Source organism: Microbulbifer sp. TB1203, assembly GCF_030997045.1.
In the GTDB taxonomy this organism is placed as follows: domain Bacteria; phylum Pseudomonadota; class Gammaproteobacteria; order Pseudomonadales; family Cellvibrionaceae; genus Microbulbifer.
Window position 1 is genome coordinate 2,601,889 of record NZ_CP116899.1, and the last position, 23,734, is coordinate 2,625,622.

Sequence of the window (23,734 nt, forward strand, 5' to 3'; positions counted from 1 at the left end):
GATCAGGCCTCCTCCCTCGTCGCATTGGACGCGGTGGTGGGGTCTCGATGAAAGTCGTCCGGGAAGTATTGCAGGGCGCTGCGCACCGGGTTCGGCGTCATGCCGCCCATCGCGCAAAGAGAGCCGTCTTCCAGGGTGTCGCAGAGGTCTTGCAGCAGAATCAGGTTATCGTCGCGGTGTTCATTCGCGCGAATGCGGTCGATCACTTCCACGCCGCGCGTGGAGCCTATGCGGCAAGGGGTGCATTTACCGCAGGATTCGACCGCGCAGAATTCCATGGCGAAGCGGGCCTGGTCGAGCATGTCGACGGTGTCGTCGAACACGACGATACCGCCGTGGCCGACCACGGCGCCCACCTCGCTGAAGGCTTCGTAATCGAGCGGGGTATCCCACTGGCTTTCCGGCATATAGGCGCCGAGCGGGCCGCCGACCTGGACCGCGCGCATGGGCCGGCCGGAGGCGGTGCCGCCGCCGAAGTCCTCCAGCAGTTCGCGCAGGGTGATACCGAACGCCAGTTCCACCACGCCACCGCGTTCAATGTTGCCGGTCAACTGGAACGGCAGGGTGCCGCGTGAACGACCCATACCGTAGTCCGCGTAAGCCTGGCCGCCTTCGGCGAGGATAAAGGGCACGGCGGCGAGCGTGAGTACGTTGTTGACCACGGTCGGTTGGCCGAAGGCGCCTTTCAGGGCGGGCAGCGGCGGTTTGACGCGCACTTGGCCGCGTTTGCCCTCCAGGCTGTCGAGCAGGGAGGTCTCCTCGCCGCAGATGTAGGCGCCGGCGCCGAGGCGAACTTCCAGATGGAAGGCCTTGCCGGAGCTCAAGACATTGTCGCCCAGGTAGCCTTCGGCCTCGGCCTTGGCGATGGCCTCGTTCAGGATTTGGTGGGCGACCGGGTATTCGGAGCGCAGGTAGATAAAGCCGGTGTCGGCGCCGACGGCGAGGCCGGCGATGGTCATGCCTTCGATCAGCATAAAGGGGTCGGCTTCCATCACCAGGCGGTCGGCAAAGGTGCCGGAGTCGCCTTCGTCGGCGTTGCAAACGATGAATTTGCGTTTGCAATAGGGGCTATTCGGCGTGCGGGCGTCGGCATCGAGCACCGTCTGCCATTTGATACCGGCCGGAAAAGCCGCCCCGCCCCGGCCGCGCAGGCCGGAGGTTTTCACTTCGTCGACGATTTCCTGGGGGATTTTGGCGAGCGCCTTGCGCAGACCGACGTAGCCGCAGTGGTGGATATAGTCGTCGAGCGAGACCGGGTCGGTGATGCCGGCGCGCGCAAAGGTGAGGCGCTGCTGTTTCCTGAGGTAGGGAATCTCTTCGGTCGGGCCCCGATACAGCGGGTGGCCGGGTCGGCCATTGAGCAGGCCTTCGTCGAGCAGGGACGGGATATCTTCGGGTGCGACCGGGCCGTAGGCGATGCGGCCCTGATCTGTCTCGACTTCGAGCAGTGGTTCGAGCCAGAAGAGGCCGCGGGAACCATTGCGGACGAGCTCGACGCCGAGGTTGCGCTCGGCGCAGCCCTGTTCAAGCTTGGCGGCCACTGCGTCTGCGCCGAGCGATAAAGCGGTGGTGTCGCGGGGAACGTAAATTCGGGTCACGATTCGGGCTCCTCCGCCAGCGGTTGAAGGGTCAGCGGAACGGTGGCGGCCTGGCCGAGCAGTGCGTCCAGCCGTTTGGCCGTCACCCGGCCATGGATGTCGTTATCCAGTCGCACCGAGGGGCCGGTGGCGCAATTGCCCAGGCAATAAACCGGCTCCAGCGTGAACTCGCCATCCGCCGTGGTCTGATGGTAGTCGATACCGAGTTTTGCCTTGACGTGCGTCTCCAGCGAGCGGCAGCCGCGCGCCTGGCAGGCCTCGGCGCGGCAGATCTGCAGCCGGTGCCGGCCGATGGGCGCGGTGTTGAAGTCGTGATAGAAGCTGATTACGCCATGGACTTCGGCGCGGGTGACTTGCAGCCCCTCGGCGATGATCGGCACCGCTTCCTCGGGGATGTACCCCAGACGGTCGCGGATGCTGTGCAGGATAGGCAGCAGCGGGCCCGGCTTGACCTTGAGCGCCGCGACCTCGGCTTGAATCCAGTCCAGGGGAAGATCCGCCCCGGCGGATGAATCTTGCGCTGATATATGCATAATTGTTCTTATCTGGCACGAAGGTTTTTACACTTGAATCCGAAAGTATCACGCCACAGCGCGACTACAAATATGAAACGCCATGCATAAGAAGAAGCTCAGCATCACCCCCAGTTGGGGGTTCCGGACGGAAACGGATGCGCTGTTCGAACCCGTCCTGTTCAACCTGCTCAAGGGTATCCGCGACACCGGCCGGCTCACCCTGGCCGCGCGCGAGGCCGGTATTTCCTATCGCCACGCCTGGAACCTGATCAACCGCGGCAGCGACTTTTTCGGCCTGCCGCTGGTGCGCAAGCACAAGGGCCAGGGCACGGAGCTGACGCCCCTGGGCGAGGTCTTATTGTGGTCCGAACAACGCATCAAGGCCCGGCTCGGGCCGCAAATAGACAGTATGGCGTCGGAACTGAATATCCAATTGCAGCAACTGTTGGAAGGCGCCCATCCGGTGCTGCGGCTGCACGCAAGCCATGGCTACGCCGTCGCCTTGCTGCCCCGCTATCCGGACCGGCTGGAACTGAAACTCCAGTACTGCAACACCCGCGAGGCACTGGCCGCCCTGAACCGCGGCGACTGCGATCTGGCCAGCTTCCACCTGCCCACCTCACCCGCCCTCGCCGAGCAGACGCTGCGCTACTACCACGACGACCTGCAGGCAGGCGACCTGAGGGTGATCCGCTTCGTCACCCGCAAGCAGGGGTTGATCATCCCGCGCGGCAACCCCAAAGGCATCGAGGGCCTGAAGGACCTCGCCCGGCCCCACGCTAAGCAAGAGTTGCTGTTCATCAACCGGAACCGGGATTCCGGCACCCATTTGCTGCTCACCATGCTGCTGCGCGAGGCCGGGCTGGACCCGGCAGACATTCGCACCGCGGAGCAGGAGGAGTACACCCATACGGCAGTCGCCGCCTACGTCGCCGCCGGCATGGCCGACCTCGGCTTCGGCGTCGAAGCGGCCGCGCGCCAGTTCGATCTGGATTTTATTGAGCAGGCCAGCGAGCACTACCTGCTGATCTGCCATCGGGACCGGCTGCACCAGAACACCATCAACCAGTTGCTGGGACTGATGCGCGCGCCCGATTTCATCAAGGCCATCCACGACCAGCCAGGCTATGCGCCGGACCGGTGTGGGGAGATCGTTACGCTGCAGGAACTGCTGGCGAGCCAGGGTAAGGTTGCGCCATGATTCGGCGCTAATGGCACTAAGTTAAGAGCCGGTGCAGCAACTTTTGTAGGATAGGCAAAGCGAAGGCAGAAAACTGCTCCATGCGTTTTCTGCATGCCCGCCATCCGTGGCGGGCTCGTGCCCATCAAGGCCGCGGAAGATGGGCACGTCGCTGCGCTCCTTTGCCCATCCTACAAGGTGAGCCGGCTTATCTTAGTGCCATTCGGTTCCTGAGTTATTGACGTTATCGACGTTCAGCTATCAGGCCGCAACCGATCCATGCGGGTCGATCACAAACTTCTTCGCCGCCCCACCGTCGAAATCCAAATAGCCTTCCGGCGCCTGATCCAGGCTGATCATCTGCACATTCACCGCCTGGGCAATTTGCACCTTTTCGAACAGGATCGCCTGCATCAGTTGGCGGTGGTATTTCATCACCGGACACTGCCCGGTAAAGAAGGCGTGGGACTTCGCCCAGCCGAGGCCAAATCGCATATTCAGCGAACCGACTTTGGCCGCATCTTCCTGCGCGCCGGGATCTTCGGTGACATACAGGCCGGGAATGCCGATCCGCCCGCCGGCGCGGGTCAGTTGCATGGCCGAATTCAACACCACTGCCGGCTGTTCCTCGTGGTGGTTGCAACCGTGGCAACGCGCCTCGAAGCCCACACAGTCGACAAAGGCATCCACCTCGGGTTCGCCGAGAATCTGCTCGATCCGCTCGGCCAGCTCGCCGTCCTCGCGCAGGTCCAGCGTTTCGCAACCGAAACTGCGCGCCTGTTGCAGGCGCTCCGGAATCATGTCGCCGACGATGACGCAGGCCGCGCCCAGCAATTGCGCAGACGCGGCCGCCGCCAGGCCGACGGGGCCGGCGCCGGCGATGTAGACGGTTGAGCCCGGCCCCACCCCTGCCGTCACGCAACCGTGAAAACCTGTTGGGAAAATATCGGAGAGCAACGTCAGGTCGCGAATTTTTTCCTTCGCCTGGTCGGAGTCCGGGAATTTCAACAGGTTGAAGTCGGCGTAGGGCACCATAACGTATTCCGCCTGGCCGCCGACCCATCCGCCCATGTCCACGTAGCCGTAGGCGGCGCCGGGCCGGGCGGGGTTGACGTTGAGGCAGATGCCGGTGTTGCCCTCTTTGCAGTTGCGGCAGCGGCCGCAGGCGATGTTGAAGGGCACGGAAACAATATCCCCGGCCTTGAGAAACTCCACATCGCGGCCACATTCGATGATCTGGCCGGTGATCTCATGACCCAACACCAGCCCCTGGGGCGCAGTGGTACGACCTCGGACCATGTGTTGGTCAGAGCCGCAAATGTTGGTGGTGAGCACTTTCAGAATCACGCCGTGGTCGCAGCGGCGTTTGCCCAGGGCGAGTTCGGGGAAGGCGATGGATTCCACCGAGACCTTGCCGGGTCCCTGGTAGACGACACCGCGATTGGATTGCTGAATGTTCATAGTCGGGATCTCCTTGCTAGTGGGCAGTGCGGTGGGAATGGAGCGCACGGGAATCGAGACTCAGGCCTTTGTAGAGGCTGAGGCACATCAGAATGAGAACAATGGTGAACGGCAGCCCGGCGGTAACGGCTCCGGCCTGCAGGGCGCTCAAGGCCTGTTTGCCGCCACCGTACAGCAGTGCGGCGGCGATCAGTCCCTCCAATGAGGCCCAGAAAACCCGTTGGGCAACGGGGGTATCTTCCTTACCCCCGGCGGTGATGCCGGCGATCACCAGCGAGCCGGAATCCGAGGACGTCACGAAAAACAGCAGCACCAGGCAGATGGCGCCGGCGGAGAGCAGTGGCGCCATCGGCAGGTTGGCGAGCATCTGGAACATGCTGAGCGAGACGTCGCTGACGCCGTTGGCGAGTTCGCCGACATTGGCCTGAACCTGGTCCAGCGCAGTGCCGCCGAAGGCGGCCACCCAGATGCCGCAGACTACCGTGGGGATGATCAACACTGCGGTCAGGAATTCGCGCACAGTGCGGCCGCGCGATACGCGGGCAATGAACATGCCGACAAAGGGCGACCAGGAAATCCACCAGGCCCAATAAAAAATGGTCCACCCATGGAACCAGGTTTCGTCCTCGCGGTGGGTCCAGCTGCTGAGCGGCAGGATGTTCCGTGCGTAGGAGTCGAACAGGTCGAAGAGGTTGGCGAAGAATCCGGAGGTGGAGCCCACCAACGTGACGAACACCAGCAATGCCAGGGCGAGCACCATGTTGAGGTTGCTCAGCACCTTCACGCCGCCGTCGAGCCCGCGCACCACGGATAAGATGGCCACGCCGGTGATCAGGGCGATAAGAACCATTTGGGTGGTGGTGTTATTTTCGATTCCGTTCAGGTAGCTCAAACCACTGGCCGCCTGCTGCGCGCCCAGGCCTAGCGAGGTGGCCAGGCCGAAGATGGTCGCGAGCGTGGCGAGGATGTCGATCACGTGGCCGATGGGCCCCCAGATGCGATTGCCAAGCAAGGGATAAAAGACGGCGCGAATGGTGAGAGGCAGGCCTTTGTTGTAGGCAAAAAAGGCCAGTGCCAAACCCACCACACCATACATGGCCCAGGGGTGCAGCCCCCAGTGCAACATAGTGGCGCCCAGTGCCAGGGATTTCCCTTCTGGCGTGTGGATGGCGACGTTCAGCGGGGTGCCGGACCAGCCCGTGAAATAGGCCACCGGTTCCGCAACGCTCCAGAACATCAGGCCGATGCCCATACCGGCGGCGAACAGCATGGCGAACCAGGACGGGCGCGAGAAGTCGGGCTTGGCATCCGGGCCGCCGATGCGGATACGGCCGACGGGCAGCAGGATAAGGGCGAAGCAGAACAGGACAAAGAGATTGGCGCCGGCCATGAACAGCCAGTCGAAATGATCGATGGCCCAGTCCCGGACGCCGACGAGCCGGGCGTTGGCCGCCTCGGGGAACATCAGGGTGACGACGACGAATACCAGAATCAGCAGGGCACTGATGCCAAAGACGGGGGTGTGCATGTCGAATCCAGCGACCTGGATATTTTGCTCCCCGATTTCATGGTCCACGTCTTCGTAAGCTTGGTCGGCACAGGCTGTCAGTGGAGGAGTGTCATTCATTATTTTTTTCTCCAGCTCACTCGGCTTATCGAATACTTGGATTGATGCCGGTGCTAATTTCGGGTTTCCCCGCTCAGCCCTTGAGGTTCTTGTTTTTCGACTGCCGGGACCGAACTCCGATACTTGCGTTTCATCTGCGTTTCATACTAGCGCTTTGTGCGTCGGCAATGATTCTGCAAACGACATCGGGGCTGTGTTTTGTACCTGTTAACGTCATTGGCGAATCACACCTTCGGCGACCAGCAAATCGAAAATTGCCTGCGCTTTCTCCCGGCTGGATTCCTGCTTCATGACCTGCCCACCCTGCCCCTGGGGTTTGGCGGTGGCGGCCTTGAACCGCTCCGCGGCTGATTTGGCCTTGACCACATTCAGTCGTTTGGGTCTGGGACGGGCTTGGGTTTCCATCCACTCGGCGCGTGCCACGTCGGGTTGTGCCACACCGCGCTGAATGTCGAAGAGGCCACGCTGGCCGGGACCGAAGGCGGTTTGCCGGGCGCCGGGCGCGGCGCTGTCGACGGTGGCGATGAAAGGCAGCGGCACGGTGAGGGCCCGACGCTGGCCGCGAGGCAGGGCCTGCAGCACCTCGGCGCGGCCGTTTTCAATGGCGCGGATCTGGGCGATGCGCGGCACCAGCGGCCAACCCAGCCGCTCCGCCAACAGGTAGGGCAGCAGGCCTGAGGCCTCGCCGCGTTCGGCCTGTACCCCGGCCAGGACGATATCCGCTGGATGGGTGGCGAAGTATTGCAACAGGGGCTGTACGGCATCCGCTTCCGGGGCTTCCTGCAGCACGGTCATTGTGTGCAGCCCCATGCCCAGGTATTGGCGCAGCGCCGGCTCGCCGGCGTCGCCGACGTGAACCAGGGACAGCGACCGGCCCGCGAGCGTCAGGCCCAGTTCCACGGCACGGGCGTCCTGATCGGCGCGGCGCGCGCGGCCGGAGACCGGGTGCTGGCCGACCGAAACCAGGGCGGCGATGTTCAGCGATGTTTCAACGGGCATGGTGTGCTTCCTCGATGAATGTCTTTTGAGGGCTACGCCCAACACTGTTTTGTTAGACCCCATTCTGTGGGAGCCTGCCCTGCAGGCGATTCAATCGGTGCTATCCGCCACGCCCCATTCGCCAGCAGGGCTGGCTCCCACAGGGCTAAAGCCTTTGGGGCTAGGCCACTTCCAGTGTCTCCGGCACGGTTGCGTCCGTATCTTTCCCACCCCGATGTTCCCGCACCAGCGCCAACAGCTCCGCCAGGATTTCCGAGCTGTCGCCGATGGCGCTCAGATCGGCGCGCCTGACCATGTCGCAGCCGTCGTCGAGGTTGATGGCAACCACTTTTTCGCAGCGGCCGATGCCCTGCAAATGCTGCACCGCGCCGGAGATGCCCACGGCGACATAGACCCGCGCCGTTACCCAGGTGCCGGTGGCACCGATTTGCCGGAACCGGGGCATGAAACCGTCGTCCACGGCGACGCGACTGGCCCCTTCGGTCGCGCCCAGTGCGGTGGCCACTTCGTGGAACTGGTCCCAGTCGCGTACGCCGTTTCCGGCAGAGAGAATAAATTCCGCCTCCGCCAGCGGGATCTGGCTCGGGTCCACCGGCACCAGACCCTGATCGCGAATGCATACCCGGACGTCCGGGTACTCGTCGAGCTGAATCGGCAATGCCTGGTGACGGCTGTCGTCGACCGGCAGGGCGCATTCCTCGGCCAGCAGCAGCACCCGGGGAGTGTGGCGACGGATATCGATGCGGCCGCTGCCGCCGCGACACAGTGTCTCGGTCTCGCTGACCTGCCAGGCGTGCACCGCCGGTCGTTCGCCCAGGCGCACGGCCAGCCTCGACCCCAGATCGGCGCCGCCGTGCACGCTGTCCGGGAACAGCCAGAAGCGGGGCCCCAGTTGATCTTCCACGGCCTGCAGCACGGCCAGTTTCCGCTCGGGGCAATAATCGTCCAGTGCCTGACCGTCGCAGTGGGTCACCTGGATCAGGCGGTCGGCGCCGGCGGTGTCGAATCCGGTCTCGCGGGCCTCGCCCAGTACAATGGCGACCACCGCGCCCTGGCCACCGCCGCTGTGCGCCAGTTGCTGTGCCTGGCCGAGGACATCCCGGTCATGGGATGTCAGGCGGCCACCAGCCATGTCCAGCACGGCGGCCACATAAAAGTCCGGATGGTCGACCCGGTGCAGAGGCAGTGCCTGCTCCTCGCTATGGGTCGCTTTGGCGCTCCGGCCCAGGTCCCGGCCCGACGGTGCCGGGCCGGTGGAACTGCGATCGATGCGTTTTAGTCCGTTGGGCCCGATAAACCCCACGGCGTGCGGGTTCCTGCGCAACAAGCCTGTCGGTCCCCGCACCGGGCCACCGGCCAGGGATTCGTGCAGGGGATGCAGCCGGTTGCGCAGGATCCTCTCGGTTCTCGGGTCGCGGCGGATCACATCGCTCATCAGTGTTGCTCCTGTTGGCTCATGGCTGCTCTTGACTCACGGCTGCTCTTGGCTCACGGCTGTTTTTGGCCCAGGGCTCATGGCTGCTTTCCGCGGCTCATGGACCTCTTCAACCAAAGCATCGGCGACCAGTTCGGCGAGGTCTTTGATCTGTGGGCGGGGCTCGACCACGCCTTCCAGCATGGCAGTACACTGCTGGCAGGCGACGGCGATAAGATCCGCCTGAACAGCGCGGGCATCTTCGACCCGCATGTCGGCGATGCGGCGTTCACCCGGTATGTCCGTGATGGGGGCGCCACCGCCACCGCCGCAGCAGCGGGAGCGATAGCCGGATCGTTCCATCTCGCTCAGCTCGATGTTCAGGGCGTTCAGCAGTGCGCGCGGCGCTTCGTATTCGCCGTTGTAGCGCCCCAGATAGCAGGGGTCGTGATAGGTGACGGTGCCGCCTTTGTGCGCTTTCAGTTGCAGCCTGCCGTCACGCACCAACCCGTTGATAAAGGTGCTGTGATGCAGCACTTCGTAGTGACCGCCGAAGTCGCCGTATTCGTTCTTGAGGACGTGAAAAGCGTGCGGGTCGGTGGTGACGATGCGCTCGAAGCGGTATCGATTCAGGACGGCAATGTTTTGGCGGGCCAGGCTTTGAAAGGTGGCGTCGTCACCGAGGCGGCGGGCGAGATCGCCGCTGTCGCACTCTTCGTTGCCGAGTACCGCGAAATCGACTTTCGCGGCCTTCAGGATCTCGACGAAGGCGCGCAGGATTCGCTGGCTGCGCATGTCGAAGCAACCGTCGCTGACCCAGAACAGCACTTCGGCACGGCCGACTTCGGCCATCAGCGGCAGGTTCAGGTCCGCCGCCCAGTTCATCCGGCTGTCGGGGGCGAAGCCGCCGGGGTTGTCGGTGGCGATGAGGTTGTCCAGCACCTCGGCGCCCTTGTTGGGCGTTTCACCTTTCTCCAGCGTCAGGAAGCGGCGCATATCGACGATGGCATCGACGTGTTCGATCATCATCGGGCACTCTTCCACGCAGGCGCGGCAGGTAGTGCAGGACCAGAGCGTCTCGGCGCTGAGCAGGCCGTCGACGATGGGCTGGTGGGGCGCGCCGCTGGCGTTACCGGGTTCGACGCCAGGATAGGGGCTGCCCGCGTAGCCGGCATCGCTGCCACCGGCCAGGCCCACCACCATATCCTGGATCAGTTTTTTGGGGTTGAGCGGCTGGCCGGCGGCGAAGGCGGGGCAGACCGCTTCGCAGCGGCCGCACTGCACGCAGGCGTCGAAGCCGAGCAATTGATTCCAGGTAAAGTCTTCCGGCCTGGCCACGCCCAGGGTGGGCGCCCCCAGGTCCACCGGTTTGAGGCCGGTGGAGCGGCCGCCGCCGAAGCGCTCCGGGCGGCGGTGAAAGGCCAGGTGCAGGGCGCCGGCAAAGGCGTGTTTCATGGGCCCGCCCCAGCCCATGCCGAACAGCATTTCCGCCAGGCCGAAGGCAACGCCCGCCGCCAACAAAATGCCAAGGACCCAGCCCCCAAAACCTTCGGGCAGCAGGCCGGAGCTGAGCAGGGTGAGTACAAAGAAGGAGGCGGAAAACACCAGCAGGTTCTTTGGCAGCCGCATCCAGGGGCCTCTGGAAAGGCGCGCCGGCGGATTGCGCCGGCGCAGGAACACGAACACCGCGCCGCAGAACATAAGCAGGGTGGCCAACAGCAAGGCCAGGTTGAGCCATCGGCTTTCCAGCCCGAACAGGTGCACCGGCACGATCAGCAGCATGGAAAGGACAAAACCGCCCGCCGTGGCCACGTGGGTGTTGGACATATAGCGATCGCGCTCTACCACATGGTGCAAGTCCACCAGGTAGCGCCGCGGCATGGCCGCCAGGCCGGCCAGAAACGCCACGGGCTCGGGGCGGCCCCGGCGCCAGAGGCGGATGCGGCGCAGGGCGCCGGCGAACAGCAGGCCCAGGGCCGCGGCCAGCAGGGCGGGAAGTAACAAGTCCAGCATCATCACCACTCACTTCGGTTTTTCGTACGCTTAGAGCCTGTTTGGAATCTTCCACAATGCTCTCCGGGCCGGATGGGGTACCTCTTTCCGGGACCTTTCACGGCCATGGATGGCCGTGGAGAGCGTACAGGGATGTATTCACAGCGTGTCCCGGAAAGAGGTACCCCATCCGGCCTCACACCGCGACCTGGAATTCCGGAACAGGCTCTTACAGGTCTTTGCACAGGCGCAGGGCATCGTAGATGGCGGCGTGGGTGTTGCGCTGGGAGACGCAGTCGCCCAGGCGCCACAGGATCATGCCGTCACCCTCTTCCGCCAATACCGGCTGCGCCTTGCAGTCGAACAGCGCCTGCACGTCGATCTGGCCGCGGTTGCGGGACTCGGGTTTGAGTTCGTAGTACAGCGCCTCGTCGGGGCGTATGCCGTTTTCGATCACCACCTGGTCCACCACCCGCTCTTCGCGCTGGCCGGTGTATTCGTTTTCCAGCACGGCCACTTTCTTGTCCCCTTCCGGGTAGACCTTTTCCAACATCAGGTCCGATGTCATGACCACTTCCTTTTCGTAAAGGCTGCGGTAGTAGGTGGGGAAGGTGGTGCCGCCGATGCCCACGCCGGGCTTGATATCGTCGGTAACCAGTTCCACGAGTGCGCCCTTGGAGGCCAGGTAGTCGGCCACGGACATGCCGGAAAACTCGCAGATGGTGTCGTAAACCAGCACGTTCCTGCCCGGCTCCACGGCGCCGCTGAGAATGTCCCAGGAGGACACCACCAGACCCTCTTCTGCGCCCCATTCCGGGCTCTGGGTGATAAAGGGCGTGCCGCCGGTAGCCAGTATGCAGACGTCCGGGCGCAGCTCGCGCACCAGTTCGGCGTTCGCCTCGGTACCCAAACGCAGATCGATACCCAGGCGCTCAAGCTCCAGGGCGTACCAGCGGGTGATGCCGGCGATCTGGTCGCGCTGCGGGGCGCGGGCGGCCAGGGTAATCTGCCCGCCCAGTTCGCCGGCTTTTTCCAGCAGGATCACTTCGTGGCCGCGCTCGGCGGCAATACGCGCTGCTTCCATTCCGCCCGGGCCGCCGCCCACCACCACTACCCGGCGTCTGGGCCCGTCGGTTTTTTCGATGATGTGGGGCAGGCCCATATATTCGCGCGAGGTGGCGGCGTTCTGGATGCAGAGCACGTCCAGACCCTGGTACTGGCGGTCGATGCAATAGTTGGCCCCAACGCACTGGCGGATCTGATCCACCTGGTTCATCTTGATCTTGGCGATCAGGTGCGGGTCGGCGATGTGCGCCCGCGTCATGCCCACGAAGTCCACGTAGCCCGCTTCCAGGATGCGCTGGGCCTGGTTGGGGTCCTTGATGTTCTGGGCGTGGATTACCGGCACGTCCACCACTTCCTTGATGCCGGCGGCCAGGTGCAGGAAGGGCTCCGGCGGAAAAGTCATGTTGGGGATGACGTTGGCCAGGGTGTTGTGGGTGTCGCAGCCCGAGCCCACCACGCCGAAGAAATCCAGCAGGCCGGTGTCGTTGTAGTAGCGGGCGATTTGTTTCATGTCGTCGTGGCTCAGACCGTCGGGGTGAAACTCGTCGCCGCAGATGCGCATGCCCACGGCGAAGTCCCGGCCCACTTCCTCGCGCACCGCCTTCAGCACTTCCAGGCCGAAGCGCATGCGGTTTTCGAAGCTGCCGCCCCACTCGTCGGTGCGCTTGTTCACCCGCGGCGACCAGAACTGGTCGATCATGTGCTGGTGCACGGCGGAGAGTTCCACCCCGTCCAGGCCGCCCTCCTTGGCGCGGCGGGCGGCCTGGGCGAAGTCGCCAATCACGCGTTGGATTTCCTCTTCCTCGATGGTTTTGCAGGTGGCGCGGTGCACCGGCTCGCGGATGCCGGAAGGCGACATCAGGTTGGGCCAGTTCTCGCCGTCCCAGCGCGAGCGGCGGCCCATGTGGGTGATCTGGATCATGATCCTGCCGCCGTGCTTGTGTACGGCGTCGGCCAGATTCTGGAAGTGGGGGATGATGCGGTCGGTGGAGAGATTGACCGACTGCCACCAGCTTTGCGGGCTGTCGATGGAAACCACGCTGGAGCCGCCGCAGATGCACAGGCCGCAGCCGCCCTTGGCCTTTTCCTCGTAGTACTTGACGTAGCGCTCGGTGGTCATGCCGCCGTCGGTGGCGTAGACCTCGGCGTGGGCGGTGCTGACGATTCGGTTGCGGATAGTGAGTTGATTGATCTGCAACGGGCGGAAAAGTGCTTCGAATTGGGACATTTTTTGTACCCTTTTAATGCTACATCAAGTTTCGTGTATTCGCTCCAGCGCCGTAATCGCTGGGCGGCTAGCCCGTGTAAGAAATCGGGAAGACCTCGAACAACCCGTGGTCAAACCCTTCTTCCGCGGCACTCTGTCTCTGTACCGCCCTGGTTTTTATGCTCAGGCCCAGGTTGTTGGCAATTTGATCCAGGGCTCCGGCAAACCAACCGGTAAACATGTATTCGACCTTGCGGTTCACCTTGCCGTATTCGTATACAAAGGCAGAGTGATCGAGCCGCACCCGGGCCTTGCCCGAATCGATGTCCAATTGTTCGACGGTGAACAGGCCCCAGCCACGTTGGGACAACCGCTTCATGTAATGCTCGAACACGGCGCTACCTCTCAGGCCGTGCAGTTCCCCTTCTTTCTCACACCAGTGGTAGGCGGATTTATAGCCGGCCTGGTAGAGGATTTCTGCATAGCGCTCGGGGCCGATTTCGGCCTCGATGGCTTTGTGATTGTTGATAAAAAAGTGCCGGGGCACGTAGAGCATCGGCAGGGCGTCGGTGGTCCAGACGCCGGTTTCATCGTCCACTTGAATCGGCAATTCCGGTGCGTGGCTGGTCATAGTGGTTTCTCCTGATCTTTGTTCACGCCCCAGGGCTGTCGTGGTGCGCACGGCGCACCCTACTCGCCCCAGACTTCGCCTAAAATCCGCAACCAGTTTTCGCCCATTACCTTGCGCACCAGTTGCTCGGAAAAGCCGTGACGCAGCAGCGCTTCGGTCAGGTTGGGGAATTCGCCGACAGTTCGAATCCCCTCGGGATTGACGATCTTCCCGAAGTTGGTCAGGCGCCGGGCGTAGCCTTTATCGTGGGTCAGCCACTCGAAGAAGTCCTTGCCATGGCCTTGGGTGAAGTCGGTACCTATACCCACCTGGTCTTCACCGGCAATGTCGATGACATAACTGATGGCCTCGACATAGTCGTCGATGGTGGAGTCGATGCCGTTTTTCAAAAACGGCGCGAACATGGTGACGCCGATGAAACCGCCGTGGTCTGCGATAAAGCGGAGCTCCTCGTCCGATTTGTTGCGCGGGTGCTCCTTGAGTCCGGACGGGAGGCAATGGGAATAGCAAACAGGTTTTTTGGACTCCAGAATCACCTCCTGCGAGGTTTTCGATCCGACGTGAGACAGATCGCACATGATTCCGACCCGGTTCATTTCCGCCACCACTTCCCGACCGAAATCGGACAGACCGCCATCGCGCTCATAACAACCGGTGCCAATCAGGTTCTGGGTGTTGTAGCACATTTGCACCACCCCGACGCCGAGATCCTTGAATATCTGCACGTAACCCAACTGATCTTCGAAGGCGTGGGCATTTTGGAAGCCGAGCATGATGCCGGTTTTTCCGGCTTCCTTTGCGCGACGAATATCCGAGGTGTGGCGCACTTTGAGCAACAGATCGCTGTTGTCTTCAATAAGTCGATTCATCTCGACGATATTGTCGACAGTGCTCTGAAAATTTTCCCAAACCGACACGGTACAGTTGGCGGCGGTGAGGCCACCTTTACGCATATCTTCGAAGAGCTCGCGGTTCCATTTGGCGATAATGAGGCCGTCGATGACGATGGCGTCCCGATGAAGTTCCGTGGCGTTCATGTGTAGGTACCCTGTGATTTTCTCTGTGGTCAGGTAGGAAGTGTATTCACGGGGGTAGGGAGCGGGTTCACTGGATGCGACAGGGGGGGCACTAAAATCGGCATCGCGGATGATGCCCGCCACTGGAAAAGAGGACGCTACGGTAAGAGTACTGTTGCGCGGCCGTTCGTCGTCGAAAAATGGGGGGAGGGAGCGATGGAATTCCGTTCTCCACCGCCAAGCCTACACAATTAGTACCTTACACCACACTAACCGGCGCGAAGGTGCCTCTTGTCGAACGCCACAGGCTCGGCCACAAATTTGACTGAACCAAAGGTTGGTTCGGCCTGGGCGACCCGCAGTGCCGCGCAAGAGGAGAGCGGGGGCTCAGCCTCATTGGATACCGGGCCCAACTGCGTCATCGACCAGACCGCAGCCCTCTCTTCCTTGGGGGAGATGCCGATGTACTTGCGGTAACAGCGGCTGAAATGGGGGGCGGATACAAAGCCACACATGGCGGCCACTTCTATGATTGAATTGGTCGTTTGCTTCAATAATTGCCGTGCCCGATTCAACCGCAGTTTCAGGTAGTAACGCGACGGTGTGCAATTCAGGTGCTTCAGGAACAGCCGCTCCAACTGTCGGCGGGAGATACCCACAAAGGAGGCCAGCTCCTCCAACTCAATGGGCTCTTCAATGTTCGCCTCCATCAGCTCGGTCACTTCCGCCAGCTTGGGCTGGTCCGACGACAGCAAGCGGCGCAGGGGCGTCCGCTGCAGTTCATTGTCCGGCCGCACCCGGTCACAGACAAACATATCGCAAATCGCGCCTACCAGTGCCTGGCCATGCTGCCGTGTCATCAGGCTGAGCATCATATCCATCGGAACTCCGCCGCCCGTACAGGTCATGCGATCGCGATCCAATGTATAAAGCCGGTTGGTCCAATTTACCTTGGGAAAGCGCTCCTGCAACGCCGGCAGGCATTCCCAGTGGGCACTGCAATTATAGCCGTCCAGCAGGCCCGCGCTCGCCAGGACATAAGCTCCCGTGCATACCGCACCCAGCATCACATGCTTTTGTGCCATCGACTGCAACCAGAGTGTTTCCTTCCTGGTGAAACTGCGGGTGATATCCACCCCGCCGACCACAATGATGATATCGAAAGGCTGTTTGTCGGCAATGGATGCATCGGGCGCGATTGAAATACCATCGCTCGCCACTACCGTCTCGCCATCGGCTGAGAGTAACTGCCAAGTATAGAGTTCTGTCCCGCTCAACTGGTTTGCCATGCGCAGCGGTTCAATCGAGGTGGCCAGAGCGACCAGGGTAAAGTTCTGGATCAGCAAAAAGCCGACCCGGTAGGGTTGAGTGTTGGCACTAGTGGTTTGAGATACGGCATTATTATTCATGGACTTGCCCTCCACCCGACAAGTAAGCCCAGTCGCCCTAGGAGGCGACTGTGTTGTTTACGAAGGCACGTCAGCCAACACAGGCCGAGTCGTTCCCCCCGTTTCTTATTCTTTTCGTCTCACTGCTCTCGCCTTGTTGTTTCCGGAGGGGCGTCAACCACCACAGGCCGAGGTGCTCCCCCACTTTTTATTCTTTTCGTCTCACTGCTCTCGCCTCATGGCGGCAAGAATCGGCATGTCACTGGACATGGATCACACGGATAGGCCTGGCCTTTCCAAGTTCACAACCTTTGCCGGAAGCAGTTGGTTATTCTTTGACCGATCAGCCCACTTTACACACTTCGGCAGGCCGTTCCAACCCCCCAGTTGATACATTTTTAATGTTTGCAATGGCGTCCTTGGACGCCGGGAGGCGGGAGTGGAAGATCAATGCTACGACTGACCTTCCGAAAGGAGTTGTCCAAAAACGTCGGAGATAGGCTACTGGCGGGTCCAATAGCGACAAGAAGGTTGCATTTTCTGAATAAAAATAAGAATCAATTCTATTTGAGTCTCATTGCGACACATCGGCCTGAACGGTCATCCCTCGATGGTCACATTGGATAGGGGTTTGCTACAGCAGGACAGAATGTACCCCTCGTTTAAATCCTCTTCGGTAATTCCGCCATTGTGCTGAATATCCACTTCCCCGGCGGTCTTCCGAACCTTGCATGTCCCGCATATCCCAACCCCACACGCCTTGGGAATATTCAGCCCAAGCCGGTTGGCCGCCGCGTGCACCGTCTCCCCGGGTGCCACCTGCACACTCATTCCCGACTGCGTAAACTCTACGGTAAACAGCTCCGAGTCCAGGACCTCTTCCGCCTCGCGAACCGCAATCTCCGCCTGTTCCAGCGCGTCCCGGGTCGCCGCAGTCGGTGTGGCGCCGAACGACTCCTCATGGTACAAATTCATATCGAAGCCACTGTCCACCAATATGGATCGCACCGCATTCATGTATGGCGTAGGGCCGCAGCAGAAAATTCGCCGCGACAGGTAATCCGGCACCACCAACTCCAGCTTCACTTTATCCAGGTATCCCCGGTAACCGTTCCAGGCCTGGCCGATCTCGATGCGCTCACAGATGACCGAAAGATTGAAGTTGGGCACCCGGGAGCACATATGCTCCAACTCGCGCTGGAAGATGATGTCGTTCGGTGTACGCGCACTGTGGATGAACGCTATGTCCACGTCGGTATTGGTGTCGAAATACCAGCGCGCCATCGACATCACCGGTGTAACACCCACCCCGCCTGACAGCAGCAGAACCTTCTCTGCCGGATGATCGATGCAGTTGAAGTTGCCAACCGGGCCGTGAACCGCCAATTCATCGTTTTCTTTCAGGTTGTCGTGCAACCAGTTGGAGACGCGTCCACCAGGCACCCGCTTCACCGTAATGGAAAAGCTGTACGGGACGGAAGGGGAGCTGGAAATGGTATAGGACCGCATTACCTGCTCGCCATCGATCTCCAGCTCCAGGGTCACAAACTGGCCGGGTTTGAAAAAGAACATAACCGGCTGCTCCGCATTGAAACAGAAGGTCTTGACATCCCAGGTCTCGCGAATAACCCGTACGCAGCGAACCAGGTGGCGGCCATTGGCCCAGACACTGGTGTTCAGGGGATTGAAGTAGGCGGACGACTGAGAAGCTTCGGTCACGCTGGTCATTGCAGTGTCTCCATCGGGGCGGCACTGGCCGCAATTTGGCCGTTCCCGCCATTCTGTTGGAAAAGCACCGATGGCAGTTAGCCATTTGCGACACGGTCTTGTTTATCTTCTCCAGTCTCTGTGCAACGCCGGTCCGAACGGAGAGCGAGTCGAAAAGGAATCGCGCTGTGTCGCTATCGGATAAACGACCGGCCCCTTATCTACCGAGAATGACCCTTTGCCACCCGGCAGGAGTTCACCCTGAGGATGATGCAGATGAACGAGTATGACCTGTTGAACCTGACATACGGCGGCCTGGAAGAAGCCAGGCGTGACATGGCCCGCTTGTTGGCGGAGCGGTCCCGGACCCACTCACTTCCCCGGCCGTTGTACAACGACCCGTTCCTGTTCCGCCTCGACATGGAAGAGGTGTTTCAGAAGGAGTGGTTGTTCGTCGGCATGACCTGTGAAGTTCCCGGAAAGGGCGATTACATGACCGTGGAGATCGGCCAGGACCCGGTGCTGATCGTGCGCGACCGGGACGGCGAGATCCAGGCATTTCACAACGTCTGCCGCCATCGTGGCTCGCGGCTGTGCACCCAGGCCAAAGGGAAGGTCGCCAACCTGACCTGCCCCTACCACCAGTGGACCTATGACCTGAAGGGCAACCTTATCTTCGCCAGTAACGAGATGGGTGAGAATTTTGATCGGGCGGAGTACGGCCTGAAAAAAATCCATTGCAAAACCGCCGGTGGCTTCATCTTCGTCTGTCTTGCCGAAGGCGAGGCGCCGGAGATCGACCCCTTTCTCACCTCCCTGGCTCAATACATGGAGCCCTATGACATGGACAATACCAAGGTCGCCGCGGAGTCCACACTGGAGGAAAACGCCAACTGGAAATTGGTCATCGAAAACAATCGGGAGTGCTACCACTGCTCCGGCAGCCACCCGGAGCTACTGCGCACGCTGCTGGAATGGGACGACACCAATGATCCACGGGCAACACCCGAGTTCCTCGAACACTATCAACGCCAGGCGGAAGCCTGGGACCGGGAAGGCATTCCACACCGGCACGTAGAACACGGCTTGCGCAACCGAATTGTCCGAATGCCACTGAAAGAAGGTACCCAGGCGATGACGATGGACGGCAAACCCGCCTGCCGCAAGACCCTCGGTCGCATCCAGAACCGGGAGCTGGGATCGATGCGCATTCTGCATCTGCCGAACTCCTGGAACCACATGCAGAGCGATCATTTGATCGTCTTCCGGGTACTGCCGGTTTCGGCCCAGAAAACCCTGGTGACCACCAAATGGCTGGTGCACAAGGACGCCGTGGAAGGCGAGGATTACAACGTGGAGAACCTGCGCCAGGTGTGGGACGCCACCAACCGCCAGGACCGCGATCTGGCGGAGGAAAATCAGCGGGGGATCAACTCGCTCGGTTATGAGCCGGGGCCCTACTCACAAACCTACGAGTTCGGCGTGATCAACTTTTTGGATTGGTACGCCGAGACCGTGCTGAACAACTGCAAGTTTGACAAACTTTAAACAGAGATCACCACCATGTTCAGTAAAGACGATACGATCGCCAATTACGATGACGAACTCTGGGCAGCCATGCAGGACGAGGCCGCCCGCCAGGAAGACCATCTGGAACTGATTGCCTCGGAGAACTACACCAGCCCCCGGGTGATGTTGGCACAGGGCTCCTGCCTGACCAACAAATACGCCGAGGGCTACCCGCTCAAACGCTACTACGGTGGTTGCGAGCATGTGGATCGGGTGGAGCAACTGGCCATCGACCGGGCCAAAGCGCTGTTCGGGGCGGACTACGCCAATGTGCAGCCGCACTCCGGTTCCCAGGCCAATGCCGCCGTTTATATGGCGCTGCTGAAGCCGGGCGACACCGTATTGGGCATGAGCCTGGCGCACGGCGGTCACCTGACCCACGGCGCCCACGTCAGTTTTTCCGGCAAGCTGTACAACGCCATCCAGTACGGTTTGGATGAAACCACGGGCGAGATCGATTACGACCAGGTGGAGGCGCTGGCCCGGGAACACCGGCCGGCGATGATTGTCGCCGGCTTTTCCGCCTATTCCCGTGTGGTCGACTGGGCCCGATTCCGGGACATAGCGGACGATGTGGGAGCGTATCTGTTCGTGGACATGGCCCACGTGGCCGGGCTGGTTGCGGCCGGGCAATACCCCAACCCCCTGCCACACGCCCACGTGGTAACCACCACCACCCACAAGACCCTGCGCGGCCCGCGCGGTGGGCTGATTCTGTCGCGGGGGCAACCGGAGCTGGAAAAGAAGCTGAACTCCTCCGTCTTCCCCGGCGGCCAGGGCGGCCCGCTGATGCACGTGATTGCCGCCAAGGCGGTTAGTTTCAAGGAGGCAGCCGAGCCGGCTTTTCGCGACTACCAGGCACAAGTGGTACGCAATGCCCGCGCTATGGCGAAGGTCCTGAAGGAGCGCAATTACGATGTCGTTTCGGGGGGCACAGACAACCATCTCTTCCTGCTCAGCCTTGTGAAGCAGGGCCTCACCGGCAAAGAGGCCGACGCTGCCCTCGGCAAGGCTCACATTACCGTCAACAAAAACGCTGTGCCCAACGACCCTCAATCCCCGTTTGTCACTTCGGGCCTGCGCATCGGTTCGCCGGTGATCACGACCCGGGGAATGACGGACGAGCACTGCACCGCATTGGCGGGCTGGATCGCCGATGTGCTCGATGCGCTGCAAAATGGCGATGCGGAAGTTGTCATCGCCGAAGTGCGCGACAAGGTACGGCAGTATTGCCGGGATTTCCCGGCTTACCGTTAGCCGCAACGAAGAAGAGAGCACCAAATTGGCGATCAGTCTGTTTGACATGTTGAAAATTGGCATTGGCCCTTCCAGTTCGCACACTGTAGGGCCGATGCTGGCCGCGTACCGCTTCGCGACCGGCCTCAAGACAGCGGAACTGTTGTCGCAGGTGGCGCGTGTCGAGGTCCAACTGTTTGGCTCCTTGGGAGCAACGGGAAAGGGACATGGCACCGGCCCCGCCGTCATGCTGGGGCTGGAAGGTCACAAACCCGAGCGCATCGACCCGGCCATAGTCGCGCCTCGCAGGAAAGAAATCCTCGACACACAACGGCTGGCCTTGCTGGGCGAACATGAAGTGCCTTTCCACGAGAGGCAGGACCTGATCTACCACAAGCGAAAAAGCCTGCCTTACCACCCCAATGGTATGAGCTTCACCGTCTTTGACGAAAACGGCCATGTGATAAGGGAACAAACCTTCTATTCCGTCGGCGGCGGCTTTGTGGTCAATGAAGACGCCGCCGGCGCGGACCGCATCGTCGAGGACTCTACGTCGCTGCCCTATGAATTCAAAACCGCAGCCGATCTGCTTCGACTGTGCCGCGAACACGGCATGTCCATCGCTGAGATTATGTTCGCCAACGAACAGGTATGGCGCCCCCCGGAGGAAATTCGAAAAGGTATTCTGGACATCTGGCAGGTTATGCGGGAATGCGTGCAGAACGGAATTCGCAACGAAGGTATTCTGCCTGGAGGCCTGAAAGTCAAGCGCCGCGCTGCGGCTCTTTACCAGTCGCTCAAAGCACACGATCGACAGGACCTGATCTCCCCCTCGTTGAGCGCGTTGGACTGGGTGAACCTTTATGCTCTGGCGGTCAACGAAGAAAATGCCGCAGGCGGCCGAATGGTGACCGCACCGACCAATGGCGCGGCCGGCATTATTCCCGCGGTACTGCACTACTATGTCGAATTCTGCCCCGGCGCTGACGATGATGGTGTCATCCGTTTTCTGCTGACGGCGGCGGCCATCGGAATCCTGTTCAAGGAAAATGCATCCATTTCCGGCGCCGAAGTCGGCTGCCAGGGCGAAGTCGGTTCCGCCTGCGCCATGGCGGCGGCTGGATTGACTGCCGCCACCGGTGGCACACCCGAGCAAATCGAGAATGCCGCCGAGATCGGCATGGAACATCATCTGGGTTTGACCTGCGACCCCATCGGTGGCCTGGTCCAGGTTCCGTGCATCGAACGCAACGCCATCGCTGCTGTCAAGGCCATCAACGCTGCGATCATGGCGTCGCGAGGCAACGGCGAGCATTTCGTTTCACTCGACAAAGTCATACGCACCATGCGCCAAACCGGCGAGGACATGCTGGACAAGTACAAAGAAACTTCGCGCGGCGGCCTGGCGGTCAATATCATTGAGTGCTGATTTCAATACCGCTGCCTTAAGCCGAAAATCGGCACATTTGTAGGATGGGCAAAGCGTAGCGTGCCCATCAAGGTCCCGGAAGATGAGCACGTCGCTACGCTCCTTTGCCCATCCTACGGCCGATACAACGTTTAAGGTAGCGGTATTAAGTGCTGATTCCAACGGCACTAAGTTAAGCAATAACAGTGATGCGAAGCCCCCCGCCAGCCCCTTTACTTAGTGTCATTCAGTGCTGATTTCCCCCTTTGTCGCAAATCATCCCCCCAATGTCGCGACCGAGCACATGGGGCCCGGGTGCTCCCCCTACCATCGGTTTCAATCCCCAAGTTTATGGGGCGCGAACCCCGCAGCTCAAGTCATAACCCTTTGCTTGCGGTCGAGCTTATCGAACACCGAAGCCAGTCAGCTTGGATACCGGTTGCCAATTCAGAGGATTTAACGATGCAGAAATATTCCGGGTTCGGTCTGCTGAAACACGCGTTGACCTATCACGAAAACTGGCAGCGGGTCTGGCGCAGTCCCAAGCCGAAAAAGAAGTACGACGTGATCATCATCGGCGGCGGCGGTCACGGCCTGGCCACAGCTTACTACCTGGCCAAAGAGCACGGGATTACCAATGTGGCGGTGATCGAGAAAGGGTACCTGGGCGGTGGCAACACGGCGCGCAACACCACCATCGTGCGCTCCAACTACCTTTGGGATGAGGCCGCGCTGCTGTATGAGCATGCCATGAAACTCTGGGAAGGCCTCTCCCAGGAATTGAACTACAACCTGATGTTCTCCCAACGCGGGGTGCTCAACCTGGGGCACACCCTGCAGGACATGCGTGACATCCACCGGCGCGTCAACGCCAATCGCTTGAACGGCATCGACAGCTTCGCGCTGGACACCCAGGGCGTGCAGGATCTGGTGCCTATCATGGACTGCTCGGCCAACCGCCGCTACCCGGTGCTCGGTGCTTCCTGGCAACCGCGTGCCGGGGTGGCGCGGCACGACGCCGTGGCCTGGGGTTTCGCCCGGGCGGCGGACGCGATGGGTGTGGACCTGATCCAGCAATGTGAGGTGATCGACATCCTCGCCGAAGACGGCGCGGCCCGGGGCGTGGAAACCCGTCAGCACGGAGTCATCCTCGGCGATCGCATTGGCTGTGTGGTTGCCGGCAATTCCGGGGTGCTGGCGAAGATGGCCGGTTTCGAGCTGCCCGTCGAATCCCATCCGCTGCAGGCCCTGGTATCCGAGCCAATCCGTCCGATTCTGGACACCGTGGTCATGTCCAACCATGTGCACGGATACATCTCCCAATCGGACAAGGGCGACCTGGTGATCGGCGCCGGTATCGATGGCTACAACGGCTACGGCCAGCGCGGCTCCTACCCCACCATCGAACATACGTTGCAGGCAATCGTCGAGTTGTTCCCCATGTTCAGCCGGGTGCGCATGAATCGCCAGTGGGGCGGCATCGTCGACACCTGCCCGGACGCCTGCCCGATCATATCGGAAACACCCGTGGAGAATCTCTTTTTCAACTGCGGCTGGGGCACGGGCGGATTCAAGGCGACACCCGGTTCCGGTCATGTGTTCGCGGCAACACTCGCGCGAGGAGAAGCTCACGAGTTGGCCAAACCGTTTTCCATGTACCGTTTTTATGACGGTTCCCTGGTCGATGAACACGGCGCTGCCGGCGTGGCGCACTGAGCTGG

17 protein-coding genes are annotated in these 23,734 nt (G+C 61.2%); 5 read left to right on the forward strand and 12 right to left on the reverse strand.

Annotated elements, in window-relative coordinates:
- Nucleotides 1–2: 2 nt before the first annotated feature.
- Nucleotides 3–1,601 carry an NADH-ubiquinone oxidoreductase-F iron-sulfur binding region domain-containing protein gene (locus PP263_RS10895; RefSeq protein ID WP_308368601.1) on the reverse strand — a complete coding sequence of 533 codons (1,599 nt, stop codon included), beginning with the start codon at nucleotides 1,599–1,601 and terminating at the stop codon, nucleotides 3–5.
- Nucleotides 1,595–2,131 (reverse strand): formate dehydrogenase subunit gamma, encoded by a 537-nt coding sequence (locus PP263_RS10900; RefSeq protein ID WP_308368468.1) that lies wholly within the window; start codon nucleotides 2,129–2,131, stop codon nucleotides 1,595–1,597. The genes PP263_RS10895 and PP263_RS10900 overlap by 7 nt, the downstream gene beginning before the upstream one ends.
- A gap of 82 nt (nucleotides 2,132–2,213) precedes the next feature.
- Between PP263_RS10900 and PP263_RS10905 the strand changes: the two genes are divergently transcribed.
- Complete coding sequence (locus PP263_RS10905; RefSeq protein WP_308368469.1) at nucleotides 2,214–3,314, forward strand: substrate-binding domain-containing protein; 1,101 nt, start codon at nucleotides 2,214–2,216, stop codon at nucleotides 3,312–3,314.
- A 240-nt stretch (nucleotides 3,315–3,554) separates the two neighbouring features.
- Here the strand turns inward: PP263_RS10905 and fdhA are convergent, their stop codons facing one another.
- The 10 genes from fdhA to PP263_RS10955 all read right to left on the reverse strand — a co-directional run bounded on the left by fdhA (nucleotide 3,555) and on the right by PP263_RS10955 (nucleotide 17,821).
- Nucleotides 3,555–4,754 carry a formaldehyde dehydrogenase, glutathione-independent gene (gene fdhA / locus PP263_RS10910; protein WP_308368470.1) on the reverse strand — a complete coding sequence of 400 codons (1,200 nt, stop codon included), beginning with the start codon at nucleotides 4,752–4,754 and terminating at the stop codon, nucleotides 3,555–3,557.
- 16 nt (nucleotides 4,755–4,770) lie between these two features.
- Nucleotides 4,771–6,381: a BCCT family transporter gene (locus tag PP263_RS10915; protein ID WP_308368471.1), complete on the reverse strand. Its 1,611-nt coding sequence runs from the start codon at nucleotides 6,379–6,381 to the stop codon at nucleotides 4,771–4,773.
- A gap of 213 nt (nucleotides 6,382–6,594) precedes the next feature.
- The gene (locus PP263_RS10920; RefSeq protein WP_308368472.1) at nucleotides 6,595–7,380 is read right to left on the reverse strand and encodes a hypothetical protein; all 786 of its coding nucleotides are present in this window, start codon (nucleotides 7,378–7,380) and stop codon (nucleotides 6,595–6,597) included.
- A gap of 160 nt (nucleotides 7,381–7,540) precedes the next feature.
- The gene (locus PP263_RS10925; protein WP_308368473.1) at nucleotides 7,541–8,815 is read right to left on the reverse strand and encodes an electron transfer flavoprotein subunit alpha/FixB family protein; all 1,275 of its coding nucleotides are present in this window, start codon (nucleotides 8,813–8,815) and stop codon (nucleotides 7,541–7,543) included.
- Nucleotides 8,816–8,851: 36 nt separating this feature from the next.
- Nucleotides 8,852–10,807: a (Fe-S)-binding protein gene (locus tag PP263_RS10930; RefSeq protein WP_308368602.1), complete on the reverse strand. Its 1,956-nt coding sequence runs from the start codon at nucleotides 10,805–10,807 to the stop codon at nucleotides 8,852–8,854.
- Nucleotides 10,808–11,015: 208 nt separating this feature from the next.
- Nucleotides 11,016–13,079: a dimethylglycine demethylation protein DgcA gene (dgcA, locus tag PP263_RS10935; RefSeq protein ID WP_308368474.1), complete on the reverse strand. Its 2,064-nt coding sequence runs from the start codon at nucleotides 13,077–13,079 to the stop codon at nucleotides 11,016–11,018.
- 67 nt (nucleotides 13,080–13,146) lie between these two features.
- Entirely contained in the window at nucleotides 13,147–13,689 is a 543-nt protein-coding gene (locus tag PP263_RS10940) for a DUF5943 domain-containing protein (protein WP_308368475.1), read from the reverse strand.
- A 59-nt stretch (nucleotides 13,690–13,748) separates the two neighbouring features.
- On the reverse strand, nucleotides 13,749–14,726 hold the full coding sequence (locus PP263_RS10945; RefSeq protein ID WP_308368476.1) for a dipeptidase: 978 nt from the start codon (nucleotides 14,724–14,726) through the stop codon (nucleotides 13,749–13,751).
- A gap of 248 nt (nucleotides 14,727–14,974) precedes the next feature.
- Nucleotides 14,975–16,114: a GlxA family transcriptional regulator gene (locus PP263_RS10950; RefSeq protein WP_308368478.1), complete on the reverse strand. Its 1,140-nt coding sequence runs from the start codon at nucleotides 16,112–16,114 to the stop codon at nucleotides 14,975–14,977.
- A 579-nt stretch (nucleotides 16,115–16,693) separates the two neighbouring features.
- Complete coding sequence (locus PP263_RS10955) at nucleotides 16,694–17,821, reverse strand: hybrid-cluster NAD(P)-dependent oxidoreductase (protein WP_308368479.1); 1,128 nt, start codon at nucleotides 17,819–17,821, stop codon at nucleotides 16,694–16,696.
- Nucleotides 17,822–18,076: 255 nt separating this feature from the next.
- Between PP263_RS10955 and PP263_RS10960 the strand changes: the two genes are divergently transcribed.
- The 4 genes from PP263_RS10960 to PP263_RS10975 all read left to right on the forward strand — a co-directional run bounded on the left by PP263_RS10960 (nucleotide 18,077) and on the right by PP263_RS10975 (nucleotide 23,729).
- Nucleotides 18,077–19,348 carry an aromatic ring-hydroxylating dioxygenase subunit alpha gene (locus tag PP263_RS10960; RefSeq protein ID WP_308368480.1) on the forward strand — a complete coding sequence of 424 codons (1,272 nt, stop codon included), beginning with the start codon at nucleotides 18,077–18,079 and terminating at the stop codon, nucleotides 19,346–19,348.
- A gap of 15 nt (nucleotides 19,349–19,363) precedes the next feature.
- On the forward strand, nucleotides 19,364–20,626 hold the full coding sequence (gene glyA, locus PP263_RS10965; RefSeq protein WP_308368481.1) for a serine hydroxymethyltransferase: 1,263 nt from the start codon (nucleotides 19,364–19,366) through the stop codon (nucleotides 20,624–20,626).
- Between the two features lie 25 nt (nucleotides 20,627–20,651).
- Entirely contained in the window at nucleotides 20,652–22,034 is a 1,383-nt protein-coding gene (locus tag PP263_RS10970; RefSeq protein ID WP_308368483.1) for an L-serine ammonia-lyase, read from the forward strand.
- 441 nt (nucleotides 22,035–22,475) lie between these two features.
- Nucleotides 22,476–23,729 carry a sarcosine oxidase subunit beta family protein gene (locus tag PP263_RS10975; RefSeq protein WP_308368484.1) on the forward strand — a complete coding sequence of 418 codons (1,254 nt, stop codon included), beginning with the start codon at nucleotides 22,476–22,478 and terminating at the stop codon, nucleotides 23,727–23,729.
- The last annotated feature ends 5 nt before the right edge of the window (nucleotides 23,730–23,734 follow it).